23 protein-coding genes are annotated in these 25,037 nt (G+C 74.5%); 16 read left to right on the top strand and 7 right to left on the bottom strand.

What is annotated here, in order from left to right:
• Positions 1-145 precede the first annotated feature (145 nt).
• Positions 146-943: a carbon-nitrogen hydrolase family protein gene (locus KPL60_RS23235; protein WP_226367188.1), complete on the top strand. Its 798-nt coding sequence runs from the start codon at positions 146-148 to the stop codon at positions 941-943.
• A 43-nt stretch (positions 944-986) separates the two neighbouring features.
• Here the strand turns inward: KPL60_RS23235 and KPL60_RS23230 are convergent, their stop codons facing one another.
• The 3 genes from KPL60_RS23230 to KPL60_RS23220 all read right to left on the bottom strand — a co-directional run bounded on the left by KPL60_RS23230 (position 987) and on the right by KPL60_RS23220 (position 3,322).
• Positions 987-1,286: a 4a-hydroxytetrahydrobiopterin dehydratase gene (locus KPL60_RS23230; protein WP_062400425.1), complete on the bottom strand. Its 300-nt coding sequence runs from the start codon at positions 1,284-1,286 to the stop codon at positions 987-989.
• 105 nt (positions 1,287-1,391) lie between these two features.
• Complete coding sequence (locus KPL60_RS23225; protein WP_226367187.1) at positions 1,392-2,171, bottom strand: ABC transporter permease; 780 nt, start codon at positions 2,169-2,171, stop codon at positions 1,392-1,394.
• Positions 2,172-2,326: 155 nt separating this feature from the next.
• Positions 2,327-3,322: an ABC transporter ATP-binding protein gene (locus tag KPL60_RS23220; protein WP_374228740.1), complete on the bottom strand. Its 996-nt coding sequence runs from the start codon at positions 3,320-3,322 to the stop codon at positions 2,327-2,329.
• Between the two features lie 95 nt (positions 3,323-3,417).
• On the opposite strand from KPL60_RS23220, the gene KPL60_RS34315 reads away from it, so the two are divergent.
• Both KPL60_RS34315 and KPL60_RS23210 read left to right on the top strand, forming a co-directional pair.
• Positions 3,418-4,245, top strand: a complete 828-nt coding sequence (locus tag KPL60_RS34315) for an NUDIX domain-containing protein (RefSeq protein ID WP_308016816.1) — start codon at positions 3,418-3,420, stop codon at positions 4,243-4,245.
• 78 nt (positions 4,246-4,323) lie between these two features.
• On the top strand, positions 4,324-5,316 hold the full coding sequence (locus KPL60_RS23210; protein ID WP_226367186.1) for a hypothetical protein: 993 nt from the start codon (positions 4,324-4,326) through the stop codon (positions 5,314-5,316).
• A gap of 255 nt (positions 5,317-5,571) precedes the next feature.
• On the opposite strand, the gene KPL60_RS23205 is transcribed toward KPL60_RS23210, so the two are convergent.
• Complete coding sequence (locus KPL60_RS23205; RefSeq protein WP_020626377.1) at positions 5,572-5,721, bottom strand: hypothetical protein; 150 nt, start codon at positions 5,719-5,721, stop codon at positions 5,572-5,574.
• A gap of 124 nt (positions 5,722-5,845) precedes the next feature.
• On the opposite strand from KPL60_RS23205, the gene typA reads away from it, so the two are divergent.
• From typA to KPL60_RS23150, 10 genes are all read left to right on the top strand, one after another.
• Positions 5,846-7,741, top strand: a complete 1,896-nt coding sequence (gene typA / locus KPL60_RS23200) for a translational GTPase TypA (RefSeq protein WP_226356647.1) — start codon at positions 5,846-5,848, stop codon at positions 7,739-7,741.
• 152 nt (positions 7,742-7,893) lie between these two features.
• Positions 7,894-9,753, top strand: coding sequence for an ABC transporter family substrate-binding protein (locus tag KPL60_RS23195; protein ID WP_226355290.1), 1,860 nt, complete (start codon positions 7,894-7,896; stop codon positions 9,751-9,753).
• Between the two features lie 319 nt (positions 9,754-10,072).
• On the top strand, positions 10,073-11,776 hold the full coding sequence (locus tag KPL60_RS23190; protein WP_226367185.1) for an ABC transporter substrate-binding protein: 1,704 nt from the start codon (positions 10,073-10,075) through the stop codon (positions 11,774-11,776).
• Positions 11,777-11,862: 86 nt separating this feature from the next.
• Positions 11,863-12,795 carry an ABC transporter permease gene (locus KPL60_RS23185; RefSeq protein WP_062400435.1) on the top strand — a complete coding sequence of 311 codons (933 nt, stop codon included), beginning with the start codon at positions 11,863-11,865 and terminating at the stop codon, positions 12,793-12,795.
• A gap of 21 nt (positions 12,796-12,816) precedes the next feature.
• Positions 12,817-13,791: an ABC transporter permease gene (locus tag KPL60_RS23180; protein ID WP_060713202.1), complete on the top strand. Its 975-nt coding sequence runs from the start codon at positions 12,817-12,819 to the stop codon at positions 13,789-13,791.
• Positions 13,792-13,794: 3 nt separating this feature from the next.
• Complete coding sequence (locus KPL60_RS34310) at positions 13,795-15,873, top strand: dipeptide ABC transporter ATP-binding protein (protein WP_308016815.1); 2,079 nt, start codon at positions 13,795-13,797, stop codon at positions 15,871-15,873.
• Positions 15,874-15,940: 67 nt separating this feature from the next.
• Complete coding sequence (tsaD, locus tag KPL60_RS23165) at positions 15,941-17,056, top strand: tRNA (adenosine(37)-N6)-threonylcarbamoyltransferase complex transferase subunit TsaD (protein WP_226367184.1); 1,116 nt, start codon at positions 15,941-15,943, stop codon at positions 17,054-17,056.
• A 9-nt stretch (positions 17,057-17,065) separates the two neighbouring features.
• The gene (mshB, locus tag KPL60_RS23160) at positions 17,066-17,953 is read left to right on the top strand and encodes an N-acetyl-1-D-myo-inositol-2-amino-2-deoxy-alpha-D-glucopyranoside deacetylase (protein ID WP_226367183.1); all 888 of its coding nucleotides are present in this window, start codon (positions 17,066-17,068) and stop codon (positions 17,951-17,953) included.
• Positions 17,950-18,342, top strand: a complete 393-nt coding sequence (locus KPL60_RS23155; RefSeq protein ID WP_226367182.1) for a hypothetical protein — start codon at positions 17,950-17,952, stop codon at positions 18,340-18,342. Before mshB ends, KPL60_RS23155 begins: the two co-directional genes overlap by 4 nt.
• Positions 18,339-19,118 (top strand): hypothetical protein, encoded by a 780-nt coding sequence (locus KPL60_RS23150; protein WP_226367181.1) that lies wholly within the window; start codon positions 18,339-18,341, stop codon positions 19,116-19,118. Before KPL60_RS23155 ends, KPL60_RS23150 begins: the two co-directional genes overlap by 4 nt.
• A gap of 16 nt (positions 19,119-19,134) precedes the next feature.
• Here KPL60_RS23150 and KPL60_RS34840 read toward each other — a convergent pair whose 3' ends face one another.
• Positions 19,135-20,133, bottom strand: a complete 999-nt coding sequence (locus KPL60_RS34840) for a GNAT family N-acetyltransferase (protein WP_226367180.1) — start codon at positions 20,131-20,133, stop codon at positions 19,135-19,137.
• Between the two features lie 116 nt (positions 20,134-20,249).
• Between KPL60_RS34840 and fdxA the strand changes: the two genes are divergently transcribed.
• The 3 genes from fdxA to KPL60_RS23130 all read left to right on the top strand — a co-directional run bounded on the left by fdxA (position 20,250) and on the right by KPL60_RS23130 (position 23,048).
• Positions 20,250-20,576 (top strand): ferredoxin, encoded by a 327-nt coding sequence (gene fdxA, locus KPL60_RS23140; protein WP_020626080.1) that lies wholly within the window; start codon positions 20,250-20,252, stop codon positions 20,574-20,576.
• Positions 20,573-21,676, top strand: a complete 1,104-nt coding sequence (gene dapC, locus KPL60_RS23135; RefSeq protein WP_226367179.1) for a succinyldiaminopimelate transaminase — start codon at positions 20,573-20,575, stop codon at positions 21,674-21,676. The genes fdxA and dapC overlap by 4 nt, the downstream gene beginning before the upstream one ends.
• A 106-nt stretch (positions 21,677-21,782) precedes the next feature.
• Positions 21,783-23,048, top strand: a complete 1,266-nt coding sequence (locus KPL60_RS23130) for a CynX/NimT family MFS transporter (protein ID WP_226367178.1) — start codon at positions 21,783-21,785, stop codon at positions 23,046-23,048.
• Between the two features lie 12 nt (positions 23,049-23,060).
• Here KPL60_RS23130 and KPL60_RS23125 read toward each other — a convergent pair whose 3' ends face one another.
• Together KPL60_RS23125 and dapD are read right to left on the bottom strand one after the other, a co-directional pair.
• The gene (locus KPL60_RS23125; protein ID WP_226367177.1) at positions 23,061-24,029 is read right to left on the bottom strand and encodes a CHAD domain-containing protein; all 969 of its coding nucleotides are present in this window, start codon (positions 24,027-24,029) and stop codon (positions 23,061-23,063) included.
• 63 nt (positions 24,030-24,092) lie between these two features.
• Positions 24,093-25,028 (bottom strand): 2,3,4,5-tetrahydropyridine-2,6-dicarboxylate N-succinyltransferase, encoded by a 936-nt coding sequence (gene dapD, locus KPL60_RS23120; protein WP_226367176.1) that lies wholly within the window; start codon positions 25,026-25,028, stop codon positions 24,093-24,095.
• Between the last annotated feature and the right edge of the window lie 9 nt (positions 25,029-25,037).

Genomic DNA, 25,037 nt, shown 5'->3' with positions numbered 1-25,037 from the left:
TCTGGAATGCCGGCTCGAGGGGATGGAGGTCAGCGCGCTACGGCACCTGCCAGCCCATCCCGGGCCGGCCGGCGAAACCAGTAGTACGCGTTCAGCACGCGGCGACCGTACCCCACGCCGACGGCAGGCGTGGTACCACCGGCACATGCGGATCGCCCTCGCCCAGATCGTGTCCACCCCGGATCCCGAGGAGAACCTCGCCGAGGTGGAGCGCCGCACCCGCGCGGCCGCCGACGCCGGTGCGCAGCTCGTGCTGTTCCCCGAGGCCACCATGTGCTGTTTCGGGGTCGCGCTCGGCCCGGTCGCGCAGCCGCTGGACGGACCGTGGGCGACGCGGGTCCGTGAGGTCGCCGCGGCGGCCGGGGCCACCGTCGTCGCGGGGATGTTCACCCCGTCCGGGGACGGCCGGGTCCGCAACACGCTGCTCGCCACCGGCGGCGGTGTCGACACCCACTACGACAAGATCCACATGTTCGACGCCTTCGGCTTCGCCGAGTCCGACACCGTCGAGCCCGGCACCGAGCCGGTCGTGGTCGGGGTGGGCGGCGACGAGCCGGTCACGGTCGGCCTGTCCACCTGCTACGACGTACGCTTCCCCGGCCTGTACCAGCGCCTCGCCGACGACGGCGCCACCGTGCTGCTGGTCCCCGCCTCCTGGGGCGCGGGCCCGGGCAAGCGCGAGCAGTGGGAGCTGCTGGTGCGGGCCCGTGCGCTGGACACGGGCTCGTTCGTCGTCGCGTGCGACCAGGCCGACCCGACGACGGTCGGCCGCGAGCACGGCAAGGCGCCGACCGGGATCGGCTACAGCCTGGTCGCCGGCCCGCGCGGCGAGGTCGTCGACGCACTCGGCGCCGAGCCGGGGCTGCTCGTGGTCGACGTGGACCCGGCGGCGGCCACGACCGTGCGCGAGCAGATCCCGGTGCTGGCCAACCGGCGGTTCTGAGCCGCGTCCGGCCGTGACCGGTGCGGCGGCCGCCCGGGGCGGCTCAGCCGCCCGCGGTGCTGAGGCGGTCGGAGATCTGCGCGGCGAGGTCGACGTCCTTCGCGGTCAGTCCGCCCTCGGAGTGCGTGGACAGCCGGAACGTCAGCGTGGCGTAGCGGATGTCGATGTCCGGGTGGTGGTCGGCGGCCTCGGCGTCCTCGGCGACCCGGTCCACCACCGCGATCGCGGCCTCGAAGTCGGGCAGGGTGGCGGTGCGGACGATGGAGTCGCCGTCGCGGTCCCAACCGGGCAGCTTCTGCAGGGCGTCGGCGATCTCGGCGTCGGTCAGCGTCGGGGTGGGCATCGCCCCATCGTGGCGCAGACGGCGCACCCCGTCGCGGTGGAGGGTGTCCGAATCCTCCCGGTGGAGCAGCCCGCTCCCGGTGCGGCGGCGGCCGGTCGGGAGCGCTCAGCCGTCGCGGCGGGTCAGGGCGAAGACCACGACACCCGCCCCGGCGACGGCGAAGCCGGCCGCCCGCGCCGTGGTCGCCCACAGGGCCGACGGGTCGGCGGGGACCGCGAGGATCCCGGCCAGGACCTCGTGCCAGTGCCCGGACGGCAGGACCGGCGCGACCGGCTCCCACAGCACGGTCGCCAGCGGCGCGACGGTCAGCGCGGCCAGACCGGTCGCGACCACCCCGGCGGGTCGCCGGACCAGCGCCGACATCGCCAGCAGCAGCATCCCGAGGCCGCACAGCTGCACCGCGGCCCATCCGGTGAGCACCAGGGCCCGGGCCACGGTGGCGCCCGCCCCGAACGGGCCCGCACCCAGGGCGAGCCCGCCGCAGACCAGGGCGGAGACGACCGTCGTCGCCGCGGCGAGCAGCGAGGTCACCGCGACCGCGGCGGCCTTGAGCCCGAGCAGCCGTCCCGGGCCGACGGGGGACAGCCGCAACGCGTCGAGGGTGCCGCGGGCCCGCTCCGCGGCGAACGCGTCGGCGGCCACGAGCACGACGGGCATCCCGAGCGCGAACGCCGCGGGTTCGGACAGCGCGACCGTCAGGGTCCCGAGGGCGAAGGACAGGCGGCCGGCGTCGGTGGCGAGCGCGATCGTCGCCAGCAGCGGCACCAGCGCGGCCGCCGCGAGGACGACCGCGGTGCGCGGACGCAGCAGGGCCAGCTCCAGCTCCGAGCGGAGCAGCCGGCCGAAGGGCGCCGAGGTGGGGCGGCGTGCCGCGCGGCCGGCCATCGGTCCGGAGCGCGGGCGGGTGGAGCTCGCGGACCGCACCCGTGCCGGTGCCTCCGCGGGGGACGACCCGGTCCGGGGGAGGGGCCCGGCGGCCCAGTCGTCGTCGGGCCGGGAAGCCGCAGTGCCCCAGGTGTGCTCGGGACGCACGCCCGCGCTCACCGTCCCGCTCCGTACCCGGCACCCGCCGGGGCCGGTTCCTCGGTGAGCCGGGCGAAGAACTCCTCCAGCCGGGCGGCGGGCCGCGTCACCCCGTGCACGGCGACACCCGCGTGCACCAGCGTCGCGACGACGTCCGGCGCGGCGGGTCCGGCCGGCACGAACACCCGGTCCCGGGCTCCCGGCTCGGCGTCGATGCCCCGGGCCAGCAGGGCCGCGACGGCGCGCTCGCCGTCCGGCGTCGTCACCACCAGCGCCGACGGGTCGGAGTCGACGAGCTCGTCGAGCGGGCCGGCGCACAGCAGGCGCCCGGCCCGGAGCACCGCGACGTGGCTGCAGGTCGCCTCGATCTCCCCGAGCAGGTGCGAGCTGACGATCACCGTCGCGCCCGCGGCGTTCATCTCCGCGATCAGCCGGCGCACCTCGCGGGTGCCCGCCGGGTCCAGCCCGTCGGTCGGCTCGTCGAGCACGACCAGACGTCGCCGGGTCAGCAGCGGCACGGCCAGACCGAGGCGCCGCCGCATCCCCGAGGAGTACTCGCCGGCGCGGCGGTCGGCCGCCTCGGCGAGCCCGACCCGGCGCAGCACGGCGTCGACGGCGGCCGGGATCCGTGCCGAGTCCAGCAGCGGTTCGGCGGCCGCGGCCCGCAGGAGGTTCTGCCGGCCGGTGCGGTGCGGGTGCAGCGCGGGCGCGTCGACCAGGGCTCCGACGTGCGGCAGCACCTCCGACGCGCGGTACGGCAGCCGCCGTCCGAGCAGCTCGACCTCGCCGTCGGTGGGGGCGAGCAGCCCGAGCAGCATCCGCATCAGCGTCGTCTTGCCCGCGCCGTTGGGGCCGAGCAGCCCGAGGACCGCGCCCATCGGCACGTCGAGGTCCACCCCGTCGACCGCGCGCACCGCGCCGAAACCGCGGGACAGGCCGATCGCGCGCACGGCCGGTGGGCGGGGCGCGACGGGCGGCTCGGGGGAGTCGGCGGGGGCGGACGTCCGGTACACGGGACCCAGCGTGACCGTGCGGCGCCGCGAGCGGGCCGTTTCGGCGAGATCGGTCGGCCCGGCCGGGTGCGGGCCCGGCTGCGAGGATCAGCGGTGTGCCGGTGCTGAGCCTGGACCATCATGTGGACGGACCGCCCCGACTCGTCGCGGGGGTGCTGCGCGAATCCGTCCCCTCGGCCCGCGCGGTCGCGCGGGTGGGAGCCCGGTTCACCGCACCGTCGGCGCTGCTCGTGGCCGGGGACGAGATCCGGGTCGCGCTGCCCGGCGGGTTCCCGGCCTGCCGGACCCGGATCACCCGCGCCGGGGCCGACGGGTTGTGGTCGGAGCTGGCGGCGGGTCCCGCGGCGGTGCTGCGGCACTCGACCCGGGTCACGCCCGCGGACGGCGGCGGCAGCCACGTCCACGACGAGCTCACCTGGGAGCCGCCCCTCGGCGTACTCGGCCGCCTCTCCGACCCGGTGCTGCGCCACTACGGGGAGCGGCTGCTCCGGGCCCGCCGCGACGTGCTCGCCGAGCGGGTCGCGGAGCTGGGCCGGGCCGGGGTGGTCGTGGGGGCGGCGATCGTCCGCGACGGCAGGCTGCTCGTCGCCCAGCGCTCCTACCCGGCCGAGCTGGCCGGACGCTGGGAGCTGCCCGGCGGCGGCGTCGAGGACGGCGAGAGCGAGCAGCAGGCGCTGGTCCGGGAGTGCGCCGAGGAGCTGGGCGCCCGGGTGGTGGTCGGGGAGCGGCTGGGCACCGACCTGCCGATCGGGCGACGGGTGCTGCGGATCCACACCGCCCGGCCGGCGGCCGGCTCCCCGGAGCCGGAGGCCCGCGAGCACCGGGCGCTGCGCTGGGTGGGGCCGCACGAGGTGGCGGCCCTGGGCTGGCTCGACGCCGACCGGGCCGTCGTCGCCGAGCTGGTGGACCTGCTGCGGACCTGACGCGCGGTCCCCGGTGCCGCAACGACGATCACCGCCGGTTCGGTGGAACCGATCCGGGCCGGGCGTCGTCCAAGCCGCATGAACCGGAACGCCACCGCCCCCGTCCCGTCCGTCCTCCCGCCCGCCGCACACGGGGCGGCCCGCCGCCGCACGTCGCGCGGCACCGACCCGCTCGCCCGGCTCGTCGCCGCGCAGGACGGCCTGGTCACCCGGGCCCAGGCGCTGGCCCACGGCCTGTCCACCGACCAGGTCGACCGCAGGCTCGCCGCACGGCGCTGGATCCCCGTGCACCCCCGCGTGTACCGGCACGCCGCCCACCCGCCGAGCGAGCGGTCCCGGGTCCGCGCCGCCGCGCTCTGGGCGGGGGAGGACGCCGTGCTGACCGGCGCCGCCGCGGCCTGGTGGTGGGGGCTGCTCCCGTCCGCACCCGCGGTCGTCACGGTCACCGTGCCGCGCCGGCGGGCTCCGCGGCCGCGGGCGGGGGTCCTCGTCCGGCGCCGCGACCTGGACCCGCGCGACCTCGTCACCCACGACGGGACGGTCGTCGCCCGGCCCGCGGCCGCGGTGCTGGAGGCCGCGGCCGACCCGTCCGTACCCGGGGAGGCGCTGCTCGACCACGTGCTCACCACGGGTTCCGTCGGTGCGGCCGAGCTGATCGAGGCGCACGCCCGCAACCTCGGGGCGCACGGGTCGGGCCCGGTCGGCCGGATGCTGGCCGGGGCGTCGCGCCGGGTCGCCGTCCGGGCCCGGCACGGGCTGCGCGCGCTGCTCGCCCAGCGGGGGGTGCGGGCCTGGCGCACCGACGTCACCGTGGCCGGGGTGCTGCTCGACCTCGCGTTCCCCGCGGCCCGGCTGGCCGTCGAGGTGCACGACCCGGTCGACGCCGGGACCGGATCCGACGGCTGCGGCCCCGCGTGGCGGCGGGCCGTGCTGCGCCGGCACGGGTGGCGGACGCTCGTCGTCGGACCGGCGGAGCTCCGGTGCCCCGACGAGCTCCTGGACCGCCTCCGCGAGGCCGTGACCGGGCACCCGGCGGGGCCCGGCGGTGCCGCGGGGCGGGCCGCGGGGTGAACGACCGGCGAACGCCACCACACACGGTGTCACCGGACCACTCGGACGACTGTGATTCCGGCCATGCCGGCACCGTGCGCCGGACGCGTCGTCGCAGCGCACGGGGTGATCATGAAGGCCGGTCCGGGGTCCGGGCGCACCAAGACCCGGACCTGCCGGACGACGTCGACCGGCCTGCCGCCGTCCTACCGGACCGGCGGTGCGCACGCAACCCGAAGCGCGACGTCGTCGCAGGTCAGCGGGTCATACGTCCGTTCAGTAGATGCGCGCGATCTTGATCGCGCGGGTGAGTGCCTTACCGCTCAGATCGTCCGCACCCGCCTTGCGCAGCCGCAGTGCGACGACCGGACAGCTCTTGCACCGCTTCGGCTTGGACCGGCAGCACTTCTTCTTGACCTTGCCCATGATGAGGTCAGGCTAACCTGCGCCCGGGGCAGGGTGAAGGACTTGCAGCGGATACCGTTGAGGTGTGACCATCCCTCGTTCCGCCTCGGCCCTCGACGCTCGTTCCTCGCTCGAGAGCGACGCCGTGCCCGATCGGGCCGGCCGACCCGAGCTGCGCAACGTCGCGATCGTCGCGCACGTCGACCACGGCAAGACCACGCTCGTGGACGCGATGCTCCGCCAGTCCGGCGCCTTCGCCGAGCGCGCCGAGCTCGTCGACCGGGTCATGGACTCCAACGACCTGGAGCGCGAGAAGGGCATCACCATTCTCGCCAAGCACACGGCGGTGAACTGGCACGGCACGACGATCAACGTCGTCGACACCCCCGGCCACGCCGACTTCGGCGGTGAGGTCGAGCGCGGCCTGTCCATGGTCGACGGCGTGGTGCTGCTCGTCGACGCCTCCGAGGGTCCGCTGCCGCAGACCCGCTTCGTGCTCCGCAAGACCCTGACCGCCGGCCTGCCCGTCATGCTCGTGGTCAACAAGACCGACCGCGGCGACGCCCGGATCGCCGAGGTCGTCGACGAGTCCCTCGAGCTGCTGCTGGAGCTGGCCGACGAGCTGGAGCTCGACGAGTCGGTCACCGCGCACCTGCTCGACCTCCCGGTCGTCTACGCCTCCGGGCGCGCGGGCAAGGCCTCCCGCATCCGGCCCGCCGACGGCGAGCTGCCGGACTCCGACGACCTCGAGCCGCTCATCGAGACCCTGCTCGACGTCGTCCCGCCGCCCGCCGACGACATCGACGCCCCGCTGCAGGCGCACGTCACCAACCTCGACGCCTCCAGCTTCCTCGGCCGTATCGCGCTCTGCCGCGTCCGCGCCGGCGTGCTGCGCCGCGGCCAGCAGGTCGCGTGGTGCCGCGAGGACGGCACCACCCCGCGCGTCAAGATCACCGAGCTGCTGCGCACCGAGGCGCTGACCCGCGTCCCCGCCGACGAGGCGCGCGCCGGTGACCTGGTCGCCGTCGCGGGCATCGCCGAGGTCACCATCGGCGACACCCTCGCCGACCCGGAGTCCCCGGTCGCGCTGCCGCGCATCCACGTCGACGAGCCCGCCATCTCGATGACGATCGGCACCAACACCTCGCCGCTGGCCGGCCGCGACCCGCACCCGGGCAAGAAGCTGACCGCCCGCCTGGTGAAGGGCCGGCTCGACGCCGAGCTGGTCGGCAACGTGTCCATCCGCGTGCTGCCGACCGAGCGCCCCGACGCCTGGGAGGTCCAGGGCCGTGGTGAGCTCGCGCTGGCGATCCTGGTCGAGACCATGCGCCGCGAGGGCTTCGAGCTGACCGTCGGCCGTCCGCAGGTGGTCACCAAGACCGTCGACGGCAAGCTGCACGAGCCGTTCGAGCAGCTGTCGGTGGACGTGCCCGAGGACAGCCTCGGCGCCGTCACCCAGCTGCTCGCCGCCCGCAAGGGCGAGATGGGCGACATGGTGCACGGCGACGGCCGGGTCCGGATGGAGTTCCGCGTCCCGTCCCGCGGCCTGATCGGCTTCCGCACCGAGTTCCTGACGATCACCCGCGGCGCGGGCATCGCCAGCCACGTCTTCGACGGCTACGGCCCCTGGGTCGGCGAGATCCGCACCCGGAACAAGGGCTCGCTGATCTCGGACCGTTCCGGGCCCGTCACCCCGTACGCGATCGACCAGCTCGCCGACCGCGGCACGCTGTTCGTCGGGCCGACCACGCTGGTCTACGGCGGGATGGTCGTCGGGGAGTACACCCGCAACGAGGACCTCGAGGTCAACATCACCCGTGAGAAGAAGCTGACCAACATCCGCTCGTCGACCTCCGACGTGCTGGTCAAGCTGATCCCGCCGACGATCCTGAGCCTCGAGCAGTCGCTGGAGTTCTGTGCGACCGACGAGTGCGTCGAGATCACCCCGGAGAACGTCCGGATCCGCAAGATCGAGCTGGACCCGAACCTGCGGGCCCGTGCCCGGTCCCGCGCGAAGGCCGCGGCCAACGCCACGAAGTGACCCGTACGGCCCGTGCGCTGCGGTGTTGCGTATCGGTGAGCAGAGCAAAGCCTCGCCGACACACCGCCCCGCTGCGTATCGGTGAGCAGAGCGGAGGCGCCCGCCGGACCCCGTCCGGCGGGCGTGCCCGCCCCGGTGGGGATACTGCGGACGTGAGAGCACGTCGACGCTTCCGGGCGCTCCCGGCGCTCCTGCTGGTCGCCCTGCTGGCGCTGACGGGCTGCGCGGCGGACCCGCAGCCGGCACCCCCGCCGGAGACGAACCGCCCGACCGAGCCGGTCACCGCCCCCACCCGGGTGGTGGTCGGCGTCGACGACCTCGGGCCCGGGTTCAACCCGCACCTGCGGTCGGACCAGTCGGCGGTCACCACGGCGATCGCGTCGATGACGCTGCCGTCGGTGTTCCGGCCCGACGACCGCGGCGTGCCGCAGCTCGACACGACCGTCGCCACGTCCGCGACGGTCACCTCGCAGAGCCCGTTCACCGTCAGCTACGAGCTCAACCGCGACGCCGGGTGGTCCACCGGCGCCCCGATCGCCGCTGAGGACTTCGTCTACCTCTGGCAGCAGATGCGCAGCCGGCCCAACACGATCGGCGCCGCGGGCTACCGCGAGATCACCGACGTGCGCTCGCGTGCCGCGGGCAAGGCCGTCGACGTCGTGTTCCGCGAGCCCTACCCGCACTGGCGGGAGCTGTTCGGCAACCTGCTGCCCGCGCACCTGCTCAAGGACGCGCCGGGCGGCTGGACCGCCCCGTTCGCCAACGGGGTGCCCGCCTCGGGCGGCCCGTTCCGGCTGATGCAGGTCGACCGCCTCCGCGGCGAGGTCCTGCTCGCCCGCAACGACCCGTACTGGGCGACCGCCGCGGTCGTCGACGAGATCATCCTGCGCCGCATCCCGGCGAACTCCCTGCCGACGGCGCTGGAGAGCCAGGGCGTCGACCTCGCCCTGCCCGACGCCCGGCCGGAGATCACCCAGGCCCTCGACGTCCTGGCCCGGGGCCCCAAGCCGCCGACGGTGCAGCGCGGGCCGCGCCCGGCCGTCGAACAGCTGGAGTTCCGCACCACCGACGGCCCGCTGGCCGACCCCCGGGTCCGCGAGGGCATCGCGGCGCTGCTGGACCGCGACGCGATCCGCGAGCGCGTCAACCCCGACGCTGTGGCCGTGAACGCCTTCGGCGCCGCCCCGTCGGACCCCGGCTACGCGCCGACCGCCCCCGCCGGTGCCCCCGGCCGGCCCGATGCGGCGGCGGCCGCGGCCGCGTTCACCGAGGCGGGCTACGTCCGTGGTCAGGACGGCCGGTGGACCCTCGGCGGGCGCCCGCTCGGCGTGGTCATCGGCGCCGGGGCCGAGCGGACCGAGGACGTGAACGTCGCCCGCGTCGTGGCCGAGCAGCTCAAGGCCGGCGGCATCGGCGCGACGATCGTCGCCCCGTCGGCACCGGACCTGCTGACCGACCCGAGCGTCGCCCCGACGACGCCGACCCCGACCACCACCCCCGCCCCGGGCGCGGGCCCGGTCCCCGGCGGCAGCGCCGCACCGGTCACCACGCCCCCGGCGGCCCCGACCACGACGACCGCCGCCCCGACGACGTCCGGTTCCCCCGACTCCGGGACCCCGGTCGCCGTCGACGTGCTCGTCGCCCCCCGTGCCGCCTACGGCGCGATCGGGCCGCGACTGGACTCCGACTACGGCTGCCCCGCGGACGCGGTGCCCGGCGAGCTGCCGGGCGTGGCCTGCTTCCCCGCGCTGCAGCCGCTGCTCGACGAGCTGCTGGTCGCCGACAGCCCGGACCCGGCCGTCGTCGCCGAGGCCGAGCGGGTGCTGTGGCGCCAGCTGCCCGCGCTGCCCCTGTACCAGGCGCAGGGTCTGGTCATCAGCAACCCGCAGACCGACGCGGCCACCCGGGTCACGCCCGGCCCGATCGAGACCGGCCCGATGTCGGGCGCCCGGACCTGGGCCGAGCCGGAGGGCTCGGGCGAGCGCCCGACCGGCGACGACGACCCGAACTGACACCGACGGACGCGTCCGTTCGGACGCACTCCGCTGCTGCACGGTGACGGCGAGTGGTACGTAAGTACCAACTGTGTTGCGGCGTGCATCGAGGGCTGTGCGACGCAACGGTCCCGTTGTTACTGTCCGGTTCGGCTGCGAGCCCGTTACGCCGTTCAATGGTCACCGTTTCGCCACGATCGGCGTCGGACCTCGCTGCTGGAGGGCCGCGATTCCTAGCGTGCCTCCCGACGGGCCCCGGCACACATCCGGTGGTCCGTCGCGTCCCGGACGGGTGCGACAACGGCGTGCACCCACGACATCTCGAGAGGCACGGCAGATGAGGGGAAGAAGGGCGGCCGCCTCGGCCATCGCCCTGACCGCGGTCGTGGGGCTCGTCCTCACCGGCTGCAGCCAGCAGAGCAACACGGGGGGCAGCGGCAACACCGCCGCCGGGTTCGAGGAGACCCCTGACCAGCCGGAGGTGCCCGGCAAGCCGGGCGGCACGTTCCGGCTGGCGATCACCGAGCCGACCGCGATCGACCCGTACAACACCCAGGAGTCCGAGGGCACCCTCGTGAACCGGGCGCTGTTCACGGGCCTGATCCGGGTCAAGCCCAACGGCGACGTCTACGACGGCGTGGCCTCCAAGTGGACGCCCAACCAGAACTGCACGCAGTGGGTGTTCGACCTCAAGCCGGACCAGAAGTTCTCCAACGGCGAGGCGCTGAACTCCACCTCGTTCAAGCGGGGCTGGGAGCGCACCGCGGCCAAGGCCTCGGCGTCGGAGGTCTCGTACCACCTGGACGAGGTCCAGGGCTACGACCAGATCCAGGCCGGGACCGCCAACGCGCTGTCCGGCGTGGACGCGACGAACCCGGACCAGCTCAAGGTCACGCTGTCCAAGCCCGACTGCGAGTTCGAGCTGCGGACCTACCACCCGGCGCTGAGCCCGGTCCCCTCGACCGCGGGCGCGGCGGACAACAAGACCTACAACGACCTGCCGGTCGGCAACGGCCCGTTCAAGATGGACGGCCCCTGGCAGCACGACCGCGGCATCCGGCTGGTCCGCAACGACGCCTACACCGCGGGGACCAAGGCGAACCTCGACTCCGTCGAGATCACCATCGTCCCGTCCGGTGAGGGCGGCGGCGTGACCGCCGAGTACAACGGCTTCCAGAACGGTCAGTTCGACTGGGCGCGCATGCCCACCCCGGTCCTGAACCAGGCCAAGTCGACCTACGAGCCCCAGGGCAAGTGGCTGAACAAGAAGACCAACGGCAACAACTACCTGCTGGTCTCGGTCACCACCAAGCCGCTGAACAGCGCGGACGCCCGCAAGGCCGTCTCGATGGCGATCGACCGCAACGCGATCGTGCAGGGCGTGCTGCAGAACTCGACCTCGCCGGCCGACGCGCTCATCCCGCCGAACTTCCCGGACGCCTACACCCCTGGCGTCTGCACCGCGTGCACCTACAACCCGGACGAGGCGAAGCGGCTCGCGCAGCAGGCCGGTCTCACCCCCGGCACCGAGGTGAAGCTGCAGTACAACACCGGTGCCGGTCACGAGGAGTGGACCGCGGCGGTCAAGCAGCAGCTCGAGCAGAACCTCGGGCTGAAGGTCACCTACACCGGTGTGCCGTTCCGTGACCTGCTCGACAACGAGCAGCAGCCCGAGGCCTCCGGCCTCTGGCGCGCGGCGTGGAGCGCGGACTACCCGACCCCGGGCAACTACCTGTTCCCGCTGCTGGCCACCCAGTCGATCGGTGCCACCTCGCCGAGCGAGCCGGCCCAGGGCGACAACCGCGGCCGCTACTCCAACCCGGAGTTCGACAAGCTGCTCGCGCAGGCCGCGCAGACCCAGGACGAGGCGGCCCGCAACGACCTCTACAAGCGGGCCGAGAAGATCGCCATCGGCGACGACCTCGCGCTGATCCCGCTCTGGTTCCGCCAGCAGTCCCGCCTGGTCAACACCGAGAAGTTCGGCAACGTGAACATGGACTTCTCCGAGGACCCGACGTTCGACACGATCACCCTCAAGTGACGTCCCGCTGACGCGGCCCGCGTCCCGGTGACCCCGGGACGCGGGCCGTCGTGCGGCGTTCCCACCACACGAAAGTCCGTGCTTCCATGGGCAGATTCATCCTTCGGCGGCTGCTCCAGGGGATCCTGGTCGTCGTCGTCACCGCGTTCCTGATCTTCATCGCGACGTTCTCGCTCGGCGACCCCTTCGCCTCCACCGGGGAGAAGGTCGTCCCGCCCGAGGTCGCCGCGATCAACCGCGCCAAGTTCGGTCTCGACCAGCCGCTGCCGGTCCAGTTCGTGAACTACCTCGGCAACATGGTCACCGGCGACTTCGGTCTCGACTTCGACCAGCGGCGCCCGGTCTCCCAGCTGCTCGCCGAGACCGTCCCGAACACGATCCTGCTCGCCGTCGTCGCGCTGCTGTTCCTCGTCCTGTTCGGGGTGACGGCCGGCGTGATCGCCGCGGTGCGCCGCTACTCGTTCTGGGACGTGTTCGTCACCGTCGTCTCCACCATCGGCATCGGTGTCCCGGTGTTCGTCGTCGCGATCTTCCTGGTCGCGAACGTCTCCGGGGTCGGGCCGTTCCCGCCGGTACCGCGCAGCTTCCTGGAGGAGGTGCCCTGGTACTGGGACGTGATCCTGCCCGCGTTCACCCTCGCGATCATCGAGTCGGCGTTCGTCGCCCGGCTGATGCGGGGGTCGATGCTGGAGGTCCTGCAGGCCGACTACATCCGCACCGCACGCGCCAAGGGGCTGTCCGAGCGGACGGTCATCGGCAGGCACGCCATGCGGACGTCGCTGCTGCCCGTCGTCACGTTCGTCGGGCTCACCCTGGGCACCTACATCGGCGGCGCGATCGTCACCGAGACGGTGTTCCAGTACAACGGCGCCGGATTCCTGCTGGCCCGCGCGATCACGAACAACAACGCGCCGGTCATCATGGCGGTGGTCGTCTACAGCGTGGTGGCCTACGTGCTGCTCTCCATGCTCGTCGACATCCTCTACGCCTACCTCGACCCGCGCATCCGCCTGAGCTGACTGAGTGAGGCGATCCCTCGCATGAACCCACCACCCACCCCCGGCGCGCCGGCCACCGATCCGGCCGCCGCGCTCGGACTGCCGGGCGGCGACCCCGCCGAGGCCGTCACGCCGGCGCCCGACGGTTCCCGTCGCGCGCGGTCCAACGGCCAGTTCGCCGAGATCTGGCGGCGCTACCGCCGCAACAAGCTCGCGATGGCCGGGCTGATCATCGTCGCGTTCGAGATCGTCATGGCGATCATCTCGCCGTTCTCGACGCCCTACGACCCGTTCGAGCAGAACCTGCTCAACACGCTGCAGCCGCCGTCGTCGGCGCACTTCTTCGGCACCGACGTCCTCGGCCGCGACCTGTACTCCGGGATCATCTACGGCGTCCGGCTGGCGATGATCGTCGGTCTGTCCGTGGTCTTCTTCTCCCTCGTCCTCGGCCTGACGCTCGGTGCGCTCGCCGGGTTCAAGGGCGGCGCCTGGGACGCGGTCATCGCCCGGATCATCGACATCTTCCTCGCGTTCCCGCCGCTGGTGGGCGCGCTGGTGATCGTCCGTGCGGTCGGCGGCGGGACGCTGCCGGTCGTCATCGCACTCGTCGCACTGGGCTGGATGACGACCGCCCGGCTGATGCGCGGCCAGGTGCTGGCCCTGCGGGAGGCCGAGTACGTCGAGGCGGCCCGTTCGATCGGGGCGGGCACCCGGCGGATCCTGACCCGGCACATCCTGCCCAACGCCGTGGCGCCGGTGCTCGTGTACTCGTTCACCTCGATCGGCGTGGTCGTCGTCGCGATGGCGACCCTGTCCTACCTCGGTGTCGGCGTCCCGCCGGACGTCCCCGAGTGGGGCCGGTTGATCTCGCAGGCGTCCCAGTACCTGTCGGTGCCGGGCAAGAGCTTCCTGTGGATCTTCCCGTCCGCCGCCATCGCGATCACCACGCTGGGCTTCGCGTTCGTGGCCGACGGCCTGCGCGACGCCCTCGACCCCAAGCTGCGCGGGAGGAACTGACCCGTGACCGAGAACCGAAGCGAGCACATGCTCGAGGTCCGCGACCTGCGGGTGCACTTCTCCACCGACGCCGGTGTGGTCAAGGCCGTCGACGGCGTCAGCTGGCACGTCGACCGGGGCGAGACCCTGGCGATCGTCGGCGAGTCCGGCTCCGGCAAGTCGGTGTCGGCGATGAGCCTGATGGGCCTCGTCCCGACCCCGCCGGCGACGTTCCCCAGCGGTGAGGTGCTGCTGGAGGGCCGCTCGCTGCTGACGATGTCGGAGTCCGAGCAGCGCAAGCTGCGCGGCAAGGACATCGCGATGATCTTCCAGGACCCGCTGACCGCGCTGAACCCGGTCTACAAGGTGGGCGACCAGATCGCCGAGATGATCCGGGCGCACGACCGGCAGGCCGGCAAGGTCACCGCCCGCCGCCGCGCCGTCGACCTGCTCGGCGAGGTCGGCATCCCGAACCCGGCCGCGCGGGCGTCGCAGTACCCGCACGAGTTCTCCGGCGGGATGCGCCAGCGCGCGATGATCGCGATGGCGCTCGCGAACGACCCGAAGGTCCTGCTGGCCGACGAGCCGACCACCGCGCTCGACGTCACGGTGCAGGCCCAGATCATGAACCTGCTCGAGAAGCTCCAGGAGCAGCGCGAGACGGCGATCGTCCTGATCACCCACGACCTGGGCCTGGTCGCGGCGCACGCCGACCGGATCATGGTCATGTACGCGGGCAGGGTCGTCGAGACCGGGACCAACGACGAGATCTTCGCCGAGCCGCGGCACGCCTACACCTACGGGCTGCTGTCGTCGCTGGCGCGGATGGACCAGGCCCGGCCGGAGAAGCTGGAGCCGATCCCCGGGCAGCCGCCGAACCTCGCGCACGTCCCGTCGGGCTGCGCGTTCCACCCGCGCTGCCGGTTCGCCACGTCGTCCTGCGCGGAGAAGACCCCGGAGCTGGTCCAGCTCACCGACCGGCCCGGTCACCTGCACGCCTGCCTGCACTCCGACGAGGTCGGCGAGGCCGCCGCCACGCCGCGCGAGCCGGTCGTGCCGGGGTCCGAGGCGCACGTCGCGGAGACGGCGACCGGCGAGCCGATGCTGCGCACCGCGGGGCTGACCAAGTCGTTCCCGATCCGCTCCGGTGTGCTGTTCCAGCGCACCGTCGGTGTGGTGCAGGCCGTCGACGGCATCGACCTGGAGATCCCCGAGGGGCAGACGCTGTCGCTGGTCGGAGAGTCCGGCTGCGGCAAGTCGACCGCGGCCCGGGCGATCCTGCGGCTGCACGAGCCCACCGCCGGCAGTGTGCACATCAACGGCCGCGACGTGACCGCGCTCGGGCAGTCCGAGCTGCGCTCGGCCCGGGAGGACATGCAGATCGTCTTCCAGGACCCGTACGCGTCGCTGAACCCGCGCATGACGGTCCGGTCGATCCTGTCGGAGAAGTACGAGCTGCTCGGCGGCGAGCTCACCGACTCCACGATCCCGGAGCTGCTCGAGACCGTGGGGCTCTCGGCCGAGTACGCCGAGCGCTACCCGCACGAGTTCTCCGGCGGGCAGCGCCAGCGCGTCGGCATCGCCAGGGCGATCGCGCTCAACCCGAAGTTCGTGGTGCTCGACGAGCCCGTCTCGGCCCTGGACGTGTCCATCCAGGCCCAGGTGCTCAACCTGCTCGAGCAGCTGCAGCGCGACTTCGGCCTGACCTACCTGTTCATCGCCCACGACCTGTCGGTGGTGCGCCACATCTCCGACCGCGTCGCGGTGATGTACCTGGGCAACGTCGTCGAGGTCGCCGACCGCGACGACCTGTTCGACCGGCCGCAGCACCCCTACACCCAGGCGCTGATCTCGGCGGTGCCCGTCCCGGACCCGGAGGTCGAGCGGGTGCGGGAGCGGATCGTGCTGACGGGGGACGTGCCCAACCCGGCCGACCCGCCGTCGGGCTGCCGGTTCCGCACCCGGTGCTGGAAGCACCTGGAGCTGTCCGACGCCGACAAGGCGCGCTGCATTGACGAGAAGCCGGTCCTGGAGATCGCGTCCGGCCCGGGGCACCGGGTGGCCTGCCACTTCGCCGAGGAGCGCGCGCTGCTGCGGACCTGACCGAGCACGACCCGTCCGAGCAGGACCCCACGGCCACGACACGCCACCCGGTGCGAAACTGGGTGGCGTGTCGCTGGTTCTGGGGATCGAGACGTCGTGCGACGAGACCGGTGCCGGTCTCGTCCGGGACGGGGTGCTGCTCGGGGAGGGGCTGGCGTCGTCGGCGGACGAGCACGCCCGTTTCGGCGGTGTGGTCCCGGAGGTCGCGGCCCGCGCCCACGTGAGCGCGGTGACGCCGATGGTGCGCGCCGCCGTCGAGGCGGCCGGGGTGTCGCTGTCCGACGTCGACGCCGTCGCCGTCACCGCGGGGCCGGGGCTGTCGCCCGCGCTGCACGTCGGCGTCGCGGCGGCCAAGGCGTACGCGGCGGCGCTGGACGTGCCGCTCTACGGGGTGCACCACCTGGCCGGGCACGCCGCCGTCGACGTCCTGGAGCACGGGCCGCTGCCCGACCGCTGCGTCTGCCTGATCGTCTCCGGCGGGCACACCTCGCTGCTGGCGCTGGGCGACCTGGCCCGCGACCCCGTCGAGCACCTCGGCGACACCGTCGACGACGCGGCGGGGGAGGCCTTCGACAAGGTCGCCCGGCTGCTGGGGCTGCCCTACCCGGGAGGTCCGTCGGTCTCGAGGGCCGCACTCGACGGCGACCCGGCCGCGATCGCGTTCCCGCGCCCGATGACCGGCCCGCGCGACGCCGCGTTCGGCTTCTCCTTCTCCGGGCTCAAGACCGCCGTGGCCCGGCACGTCGAGGCCGCCCAGGACGCGGGCCGCGCCGTCCCGGTCCCGGACGTCGCCGCGTCGTTCCAGATGGCCGTCGTCGACGTCCTGGTCCGCAAGGCGCTGCGGGCGTGCGCCGAGCGCGGCGCGGACACCCTGCTCATGGTCGGCGGGGTCGCGGCGAACCGGGTGCTGCGCACCGAGATGGAGCGCGCCTGCGCGGGTGCCGGGATCACCCTGCGGGTGCCCGTGCCCCGGCTGTGCACCGACAACGGCGCGATGATCGCGGCCCTGGGCGACCTGCTGGTCCGCGACGGCGTCGAACCCGCGGGGCTGGCCGGGACCGCTGTCCCGACCGTCCCGCTGACCGGCGCGACGATCACGTTCCCCCCGGCGACGGGGGAGGCGGCGGAGTTCCCGCTGCCCGTCGTCCCCCACGCCGCGGCGGGGTCGATCATCGCCCCGTAGGCTCCCGGCGTGCCTGCTCGTCGCCTCCTGCTCGTCCACGCCCACCCGGACGACGAGACCCTGACCACCGGCGGGACCATCGCCCGCTACACCGCCGACCCCGACTGCGAGGTCACCGTGGTGACCTGCACCCTCGGTGAGGAGGGCGAGGTGATCGGTCCGGAGCTGGCCGAGCTCGCCCCGGACCGCGGTGACCAGCTCGGCGGCTACCGCATCCGCGAGCTCGACGCCGCGCTGGCCGCCCTCGGCGGGCCCCGGCACCGCTGGCTCGGCGGCCCCGGGCGCTGGCGCGACTCCGGCATGGTGCTGGCCGGGCACGGCACCCGCGCCGCGCTCCCGCCGGAGCTGCACCCGCGGGCGTTCGCCGCCCCGGAGCCGTTCGGCACCCAGCTCGCGCAGCTGCTGGAGATCATCGACGAGGTCCGCCCGCAGGTGCTGGTCTCCTACGCCTCCGACGGCAGCTACGGCCATCCCGACCACGTCCGCGCGCACGAGCTGGTCGTCGCCGCGGCGGGGGCGCGCCCGGACGTCGTCGCCAAGCTGTACTTCGCGGTGCGGTCGAGCGCGCTGCTCGACGACGGGCTCACCGAGCTGCTCTCCGCGCTCGGCGGGGACCCGGACCGCACCGGGCTGCGCTGGCCGGAGCCCGACGAGCACCCCGGCCACGACGCCGCCGCCGTCACCACCCGGGTCGACGTCGACGCCCACGACGACGAGCGGGTCGCGGCGATGCGGGCGCACGCCACCCAGATCGACGTCCGCGGCGGCGACGGCTGGGTCGCGTTCGCGATGAGCAACGGCATCGTCCAGCCGCTGCTGGGGGTCGAGGAGTACGTGCTCGCCGGCGCGCCGCCCGGCACGACGGAGTCGGATCTGTTCGAGGGGGTCGACGGGTGAGCGACGTGACGAGGCTCCCGCTCGCGCTGGTGCTGCTGGTGATCTCGCTGCTGCTGGTGGCCTTCGAGCTGATGTTCCAGATGCTCTACATCGGGCCGGTCCCGGTGCCGCTGGGCACGGTGATCGTGGTCGTCTCGCTGCCGTGGCTGATCCACACCACGGCCACCGAGATCCTCCCGACTCCGGCGGGTGCGGCCGCCCCGCTGGTCGTGTGGTTCGCGGCGGTGCTCGTGCTCGGCTTCTTCGGCCCGGGCGGGGACCTCCTGCTCCCGGTGAACTGGGAGTCGCTGCTGCTGCTCGTCGCCGGTGCCGTCACCGGCGTCGTGTCGTTCCGCAGGGCGCTCGACCGGCTGGCGGACAGCCGCGACACCCGGAGGGTGACCCGATGACGATCTCCGACGACGACCTGGTGCGGGTCCTGCGCCCGTTCGTGCGGGCCACCCGGCCGGTGCTCGAGGGGCTGCGCGAGTCCGACCCGTTCGGCCTGCGGGCCCGGGTGACGCCCGGCTCGGACCGTCCGGAGGACGCGACCGACGAGGAACGCTCGCTCGCCGACAAGATCCTCGACGCGCTGGCGTCGGTGAAGGTCCCCGGCACCTCGGCCTGGGCGGCGATGGACGTCCCCGCCCGCACCGACTGGTGGGTCTACCGGGTCGGCCGGTTCACTACGCTGATCGCCGCGATCCCCGGCCTGGGCGGGGCACTGGCCCGCACCCTGCCGGTGTCCGACGCCGTCGGCGCGGCGGGCGAGGGGTTACTGCTCGTCGCGATCGCGGGCGAGCACGGCGTCCGCTCGGAGGACCGGCTCGTCGAGCTGCTGGCGTCGGTGCTGTTCCAGCGCGAGCTCGACCTCGCCGCCCGGGAACTCACCGCGGCCGAGGACGCCGACGCCGACGCCCGCGCCGAGGAGCTCACCGGTGATCTCGCCGGCGACGGCAAGCGGGCCACGCTCAAGCGCGTCGGCAGCGCCGTGTGGCGTCTCGGACGGGCCCTGTGGGGCGTCGAGGACGAGCTCGACAAGCGTCCGCACGGCCGCTTCTACCACCAGTGGCTCGGGCTGCTGCCGGTCGTCGGCGTCGTCGGGAAGTACCTGGGGGAGTGGTCGGGGCTCAAGCGCGCCGCCAAGCAGGCCCGCGCCTGGCTGCTCCGCCGCGGGTTCGCCTGAGCCCCTGACCCTCCGGTCAGGCCGGATCCGGGGGAACCAGGTAGTGGTAGCGGTGGTGGTCGGTCCAGCCGGTGCCGCGGTAGAGGGCGAGCGCGGCGGTGTTGTCGTCGGCGACGTCGAGCATCCCGTGCCGCGCCCCGTGCGCCGCGCCCCAGGACAGCGCCTGTCCGGTGAGCCGGGCCGCGAGACCGCCGCGCCGCGCGGCCGGGACGACCCACAGCCGTGACACGTAGACGTGGGAGTCGACGACGGCGGCGCGCACCGACGCGACCGGCGTCCCGTCGGCGTCCCGGAGCGTGCCGAACCCGACCTCGACGGGGTCCGTGCTCGTCGCTGTGCTCTGCTCCCCGGGACGCAGCACCCCGGTCAGCACCGCCCACGCGGGCGCGCCGGGCCCGGGCTCCGGCTCGCCCTGGGCGGCCCACCAGTCCGGTCCGGGCGTCGCGGGCCACGGCGGCGCCGGGCCGTCGGACGCGGCGCGGGTGACGAGCACGGTGCAGGTCCCCGGGCTGTCGGCCCGCACCCAGCCCGCCTCGGCCACCCGGTTCGACCAGGGCGCGTCCACCGGGGCCTGCACCGCCGGGGCGATGCCGTGCCGCCCGGCGAACTCCCGCACGCGTTCCAGGGCGTGGTCGACCGGCATCCCCGGGTCCCCGAGGGCGAGCGCGGAGTTCGCCCGCCGCGTCCAGCCGCCGGCCGCGCGCAGCAGCCAGCCGCCCAGCTCCTCGACGACCGGTGCCGGCCAGGCCGCCGCCCGTACGCGTTCCAGCCGGTCCACCGCCGCGCGGGACGCCCGCCGGGCCGGGGCGGGCGGCACCTCCCGGACGGCGACGACAGCGTCGCGCCGCACCCGGACCGGCCCCGACCGGGTGTGGACGACGACGGCGTCGGGCCCGTCGGGCTCCAGCTCACCGACCGCGTCGGTCAGTCCGGGGCCCGGTGCGCCCTCCGGCGCGATGCGGTGGCGCAGGGCCACCCGCCGTCCTGCCAGCTCGTCGAGCATGAAGCCGACCACCTCACTCCTGCCCCGCCGGGGGGCGCGGGTTAACCTGCGGGCGTCCCAGTTTGACCGGGCGCCCCGCCACCACATGATCTCCGGGTGCCCGCTGCTCCGAGTGGAGGACCACCGAAGTGACCTACGTGATCGCCGAACCCTGCGTCGACCTGCTCGACAAGGCGTGTATCGAGGAATGCCCGGTGGACTGCATCTACGAGGGTGGACGGATGCTCTACATCCACCCCGACGAGTGCGTCGACTGCGGTGCGTGCGAGCCGGTCTGCCCCGTCGAGGCCATCTACTACGAGGACGACGTCCCCGACCAGTGGGCCGCCTACACCAAGGCCAATGTGGACTTCTTCGACGAGCTGGGCTCGCCCGGCGGCGCCTCGAAGCTGGGCAAGGTCGACCGTGACGTGGAGCCGGCGAAGAGCCTGCCCCCGCAGGAACACGACGAGTGAGCAGGCTCGACCTCCCCGATTTCCCCTGGGACTCGCTGACCGGTGCGCGTGAGCGCGCGGCGGCGCACCCGGACGGCATCGTCGACCTGTCGGTCGGCACCCCGGTGGACCCGGTCCCCGGGGTTCTGCGCGACGCGTTGGCCGGGCCGGCCGCCGCCGAGCCCGGCTACCCGACGACGCACGGCCCGGCGTCGCTGCGCGAGGCGGTCGTCGCCTCGCTGCAGCGGCGCTTCGGCGTGTCCGGGGTCGACCCGGCCGCGGTGGTGCCCACGATCGGCTCCAAGGAGCTGGTCGCGTGGCTGCCGACGCTGCTGGGCCTCGGCGCGGGCGACACCGTCGTCATCCCGGAGCTCGCGTACCCGACCTACGAGGTCGGGGCGCGGCTGGCGGGGGCCGGGCACGTCCGTTCCGACGGCCTCACCGCCGCGGGCCCGGCCCGGGTCCGGCTGGTGTGGCTGAACTCGCCGTCGAACCCGACCGGCCGGGTCCTGCCGGTCGAGCACCTGCGCAAGGTCGTGACCTGGGCACGGGAGCGGGGCGCCGTCGTCGCCTCCGACGAGTGCTACCTCGGCCTGCCCGGCGACGCCGACCCGGCGCCGCGGTCGGTGCTGCACCCCGACGTCTGCGACGGCGACACCACCGGGCTGCTGGCGGTCCACTCGCTGTCGAAGGTGTCGAACCTGGCCGGGTACCGCGCCGGGTTCGTCGCGGGGGACCCGGCGCTGGTGTCGGGGCTGCTGGAGGTCCGCAAGCACGCCGGCATGATCGTGCCGCGCCCGGTGCAGGCCGCGCTGGAGGCGGCCGTCTCCGACGACGCCCACGTCGCCGAGCAGGCCGCCCGCTACGACGCCCGTCGTACCCGTCTGCGGGCCGGGCTGGAGAAGGCCGGGCTGACGATCGAGCACTCGCAGGCCGGGCTCTACCTGTGGGCGAGCGCGGACGAGCCGTGCCGCGAGACCGTGGACCGGCTCGCCGGCCTGGGGATCCTCGTCGCTCCCGGCGAGTTCTACGGTCCCGCGGGCGCCCGGCACGTCCGGGTCGGGCTGACCGCGCCGGACGAGCGGATCGACGCCGCGGTCGAGCGGCTCGGCGCGGCCTGAACCCCACGGTCGTTGCGATGAGCAAGGACCCCGGGAGAGGATCGGCCCGGTAGCGACGACGCCGGCGCAGCGATCCGGTGAACCCGGCAGGCGAAGGAGCCGTCGAATGCAGGCACCGCGTCCCGGCGGTCCGGGTGCGCCCCGTGACGCCGGGCCCGAGGCCCCCGCGGCCCGGTCCCGGCCGGTCGTCCGGCCCGCGCTGGTCCTGCTCGGGGTGCTCGCGCTCGCGGTCAACCTGCGGGCCGGGCTCGCCGGGTACCCGCCGCTGCTGGAGACCGCGCGGGCCGACCTCGGGATCGGGGCGGGCGCGGCCGGGCTGGTGCAGGCCGGTGCGGTGCTGATGATGTCGGCGGGCTCGTTCGGCGCCGCCGCCGTCGCCGCCCGGGTCGGTCGTGAGCGGCTGCTCGGTGTCGCCGTCGCGACGATCGGGGTGGGCAGCCTGCTGCGGTCGGTCGTGGCGCTGCCCGCGCTCGTCGGCGGCTCGGTGCTGGTCGGGCTCGGCATCGGGGTGTCAGGGGTGCTGCTCACCGGGGTGGTGAAGGAGCACCTGGCCGAGCGGGCGGGCGCGGTGACCGGCGCCTACGTCGTCTCGATGATGATCGGTGCGACGGTCGCCTCCGCCGTCGCGGTGCCCCTGGCCGTCGCCCTGGGCGGTTGGTCCTTCTCGCTCGCGGTGTGGGCCGTGCCCGCGGTGCTCGCCGTCGCGGTGTGGGCGCCGGTCGCGAGCCGCATCGGTCACGCCCGTCCCTCCGCGGGCGCCCCGGGAGCGGCCGACGACGGCCCGTCGGTCGCCGAGGAGGTCCGGGTCCGTCACGACCCGTTCGCCCGCCGCATCGCCTGCTACCTGGCGGGCTCGTCGACGATCTTCTACGGCTGGCTGACCTGGCTGTCCCCGTTCTACGAGTCGCAGGGCTGGTCACCGCAGGCGGCCGGGCTGCTCCTCGCGGCGTGGAGCATCGCCCAGATCCCCGCGGCCCTGCTGTTCCCGGCCGCGGCCGAGCGCCGACGCCGGTGGCGGTTCTGGGCGGCGCTGACCGTGGTCAGCTCGGCCGCCGGGACGCTCGGGGTGCTGCTGGCCCCCGCACCGGGGACGCCGCTGCCGTGGCTGTGGGCGGTCCTGATCGGCATCGGCGTCGGCGCCGGGTTCCCGCTGGGGCTGACGGTGATCGCGTGGCGGACGCCGACCCCGGCCCGCAGCGCCGCCGTGAGCGGCTTCGGCCTCGGGATCGGCTACTTCTCGGCCGGGATCGGGCCGCTGGTGATGGGTGTGGTCATCGACTCCGCCGGGTTCCCGCCCGCGATCGGGCTGCTCCTGATCGGCGCCGTGCTGCAGGGCGTCGCCGTGGTCCGGATCGGGGACCGCCCGCGCTGAGCGGGCGCCGTCTCAGAGCGCCTCGGCCTGCTCGGCCAGGTGCTCCCACGCGGCCCACCACTGGTCGCGCAGCGCCTCGGCGCGGGCCCGCTCGCGCTCGACCAGCCGGCCGCCGACGAAGACCTCGTGGGCGTCGGGGCCGGGGCCCAGCTCGTCGAGCAGGGCGCGGATGCGGTGCTCGGCGACGCAGGCGTCCTGGTGGTCGCCCAGGACCTCCTGCAGCCCGGCGGCGGCCTTGAGCATCCGGCGGACCTGGCGGGCGTCGTCGGTGCGGGACCCGTTCTCGTCGCGCATCGCCGGCTCGACGAGCTCACCGGTGTAGCGCAGCCGCTTGGTGCGGATCCGCAGGTCGTGCAGGGTCATGTCGGGCGGGTTCGGCCCGGCCCGGCGCACCGCCTTGACGAGCTTGCGGGTCTCGGCCCGGACCAGCTCGATCAGCTCGGGGCGCGCGACCTCCTCCGGCGGCTCCGGCAGCGGAGCGGAGACGGCCTCGACCAGCGAGCGACGCAGTGCCGCGTGCCGGTCGGAGTCGAGCTCGTCGAGCATCTCGGCCCGCGCACCGACCCGCTCGGCCTCCAGCACCGCGACCAGCCGCTCACCGGCGGCCAGCTCGGCCGACGGCAGCGTGGCCACCTCACCGCGGAGGCGGTCGATCATCACGTCGAGATCGCGCACCGGGCCGAGCGCCCGGCCGAGCCGGCCGAGCTCGGCCCGCAGCAGGTCCGCCCAGGTGTGGTCGAGCAGGGGGCGGGCGGCCTTGAGCGCCGCCCGCATCCGCCGCACGGAGACCCGCATCTGGTGCAGGTCCTCGATCTCGGACCCGTCGCGCACACCGGGCTCGTGCCGCAGCATCGCGCGCAGCCGCTTGTCCAGCAGCGCGCGGACGTGCGCCACCGCCGGGTCCTGCGGTCCCGCGGTCAGCGGCTCACCGAGGTCCGCGGCGCCGTAGAGGTTCCCCGGAGGCTGCGCAGCCCCGTCCATACCCACCATGTCCCTGCCGTCCTGCTTCTGTGGGTCGTTCCGCCGCGAACCGCTGCCGGGCCGTCAGTTGGCGTGCAGCGCGGCGTTGAGGGCGATGCCGTCGCCGGTGCGGGCCAGCGCCTCGACCGCGCCGGACACGGAGTTGCGGCGCAGCAGCAGCCCGTTCTGGCCGGACAGCTCGCGCGCCGCGGTGGTGCTGCCGTCGGGCAGCGTGACCTTGGTGCCCGCGGTGAGGTAGAGACCGGCCTCGACCACGCAGTCGTCGCCGAGGGAGATGCCCAGGCCCGCGTTCGCGCCGAGCAGGCAGCGGCGGCCGATCGAGATGACCTCCTTGCCGCCACCGGACAGCGTCCCCATGATCGAGGCGCCGCCGCCGACGTCCGAGCCGTCCCCGACGACGACACCGGCGGAGATCCGGCCCTCGACCATCGACGCACCGAGGGTGCCGGCGTTGAAGTTGACGAAGCCCTCGTGCATGACGGTCGTGCCCTCGGCGAGGTGCGCGCCGAGCCGGACGCGGTCGGCGTCACCGACGCGGACGCCGGCGGGGATCACGTAGTCGACCATCCGCGGGAACTTGTCGACGTGGGTGACGGTCACCGGGCCGCGGCCGCGCAGCTTCGCCCGGGTGAGCTCGAACCCGGGCACCGGGCACGGGCCGTGGTTGGTCCAGACGACGTTGGTGAGCAGCCCGAACTGGCCCTCGAGGTTCACCTGGTGCGGCTGGACGAGGCGGTGGCTGAGCAGGTGCAGCCTCAGGTAGACGTCGGCGGCGTCGGCGGGCGCGTCGGCCAGCGAGGCGATCTCGGTGCGCACGACCTCGGTGCGGACCCCCCGCAGCTCGTCGGTCCCGACGAGGGGCGCCAGGTCGACGGCGTCGTCGGACGCGCCCCCGGCCAGCACCGGCGCCGGGTACCAGACGTCGAGGACGGTGCCGTCGGTCGTGACCGTGGCCAGGCCGGTTCCGGAAGCGCCTTCGCGGCGGTACTCGGTGCTCACGGGCCCCGA

Source organism: Pseudonocardia sp. ICBG162 (genome assembly GCF_020496225.1).
Taxonomy (GTDB): domain Bacteria; phylum Actinomycetota; class Actinomycetes; order Mycobacteriales; family Pseudonocardiaceae; genus Pseudonocardia; species Pseudonocardia alni.
The sequence above is the reverse complement of the archived record's forward strand: the minus strand, read 5'-3'. Positions and strand labels throughout refer to the sequence as shown.

Excerpts from the sequence above, each read along its gene's own strand:
- KPL60_RS23190 (WP_226367185.1), top strand. The coding sequence starts at position 10,073 with ATGAGGGGAAGAAGGGCGGCCGCCTCGGCCATCGCCCTGACCGCGGTC.
- KPL60_RS23125 (WP_226367177.1), bottom strand. The coding sequence starts at position 24,029 with ATGGACGGGGCTGCGCAGCCTCCGGGGAACCTCTACGGCGCCGCGGAC.
- KPL60_RS23225 (WP_226367187.1), bottom strand. The coding sequence starts at position 2,171 with ATGGCCGGCCGCGCGGCACGCCGCCCCACCTCGGCGCCCTTCGGCCGG.
- KPL60_RS23235 (WP_226367188.1), top strand. The coding sequence starts at position 146 with ATGCGGATCGCCCTCGCCCAGATCGTGTCCACCCCGGATCCCGAGGAG.
- KPL60_RS23205 (WP_020626377.1), bottom strand. The coding sequence starts at position 5,721 with ATGGGCAAGGTCAAGAAGAAGTGCTGCCGGTCCAAGCCGAAGCGGTGC.
- KPL60_RS23130 (WP_226367178.1), top strand. The coding sequence starts at position 21,783 with ATGCAGGCACCGCGTCCCGGCGGTCCGGGTGCGCCCCGTGACGCCGGG.
- KPL60_RS23185 (WP_062400435.1), top strand. The coding sequence starts at position 11,863 with ATGGGCAGATTCATCCTTCGGCGGCTGCTCCAGGGGATCCTGGTCGTC.
- KPL60_RS23210 (WP_226367186.1), top strand. The coding sequence starts at position 4,324 with ATGAACCGGAACGCCACCGCCCCCGTCCCGTCCGTCCTCCCGCCCGCC.
- KPL60_RS23150 (WP_226367181.1), top strand. The coding sequence starts at position 18,339 with ATGACGATCTCCGACGACGACCTGGTGCGGGTCCTGCGCCCGTTCGTG.
- KPL60_RS23180 (WP_060713202.1), top strand. The coding sequence starts at position 12,817 with ATGAACCCACCACCCACCCCCGGCGCGCCGGCCACCGATCCGGCCGCC.
- KPL60_RS23230 (WP_062400425.1), bottom strand. The coding sequence starts at position 1,286 with ATGCCCACCCCGACGCTGACCGACGCCGAGATCGCCGACGCCCTGCAG.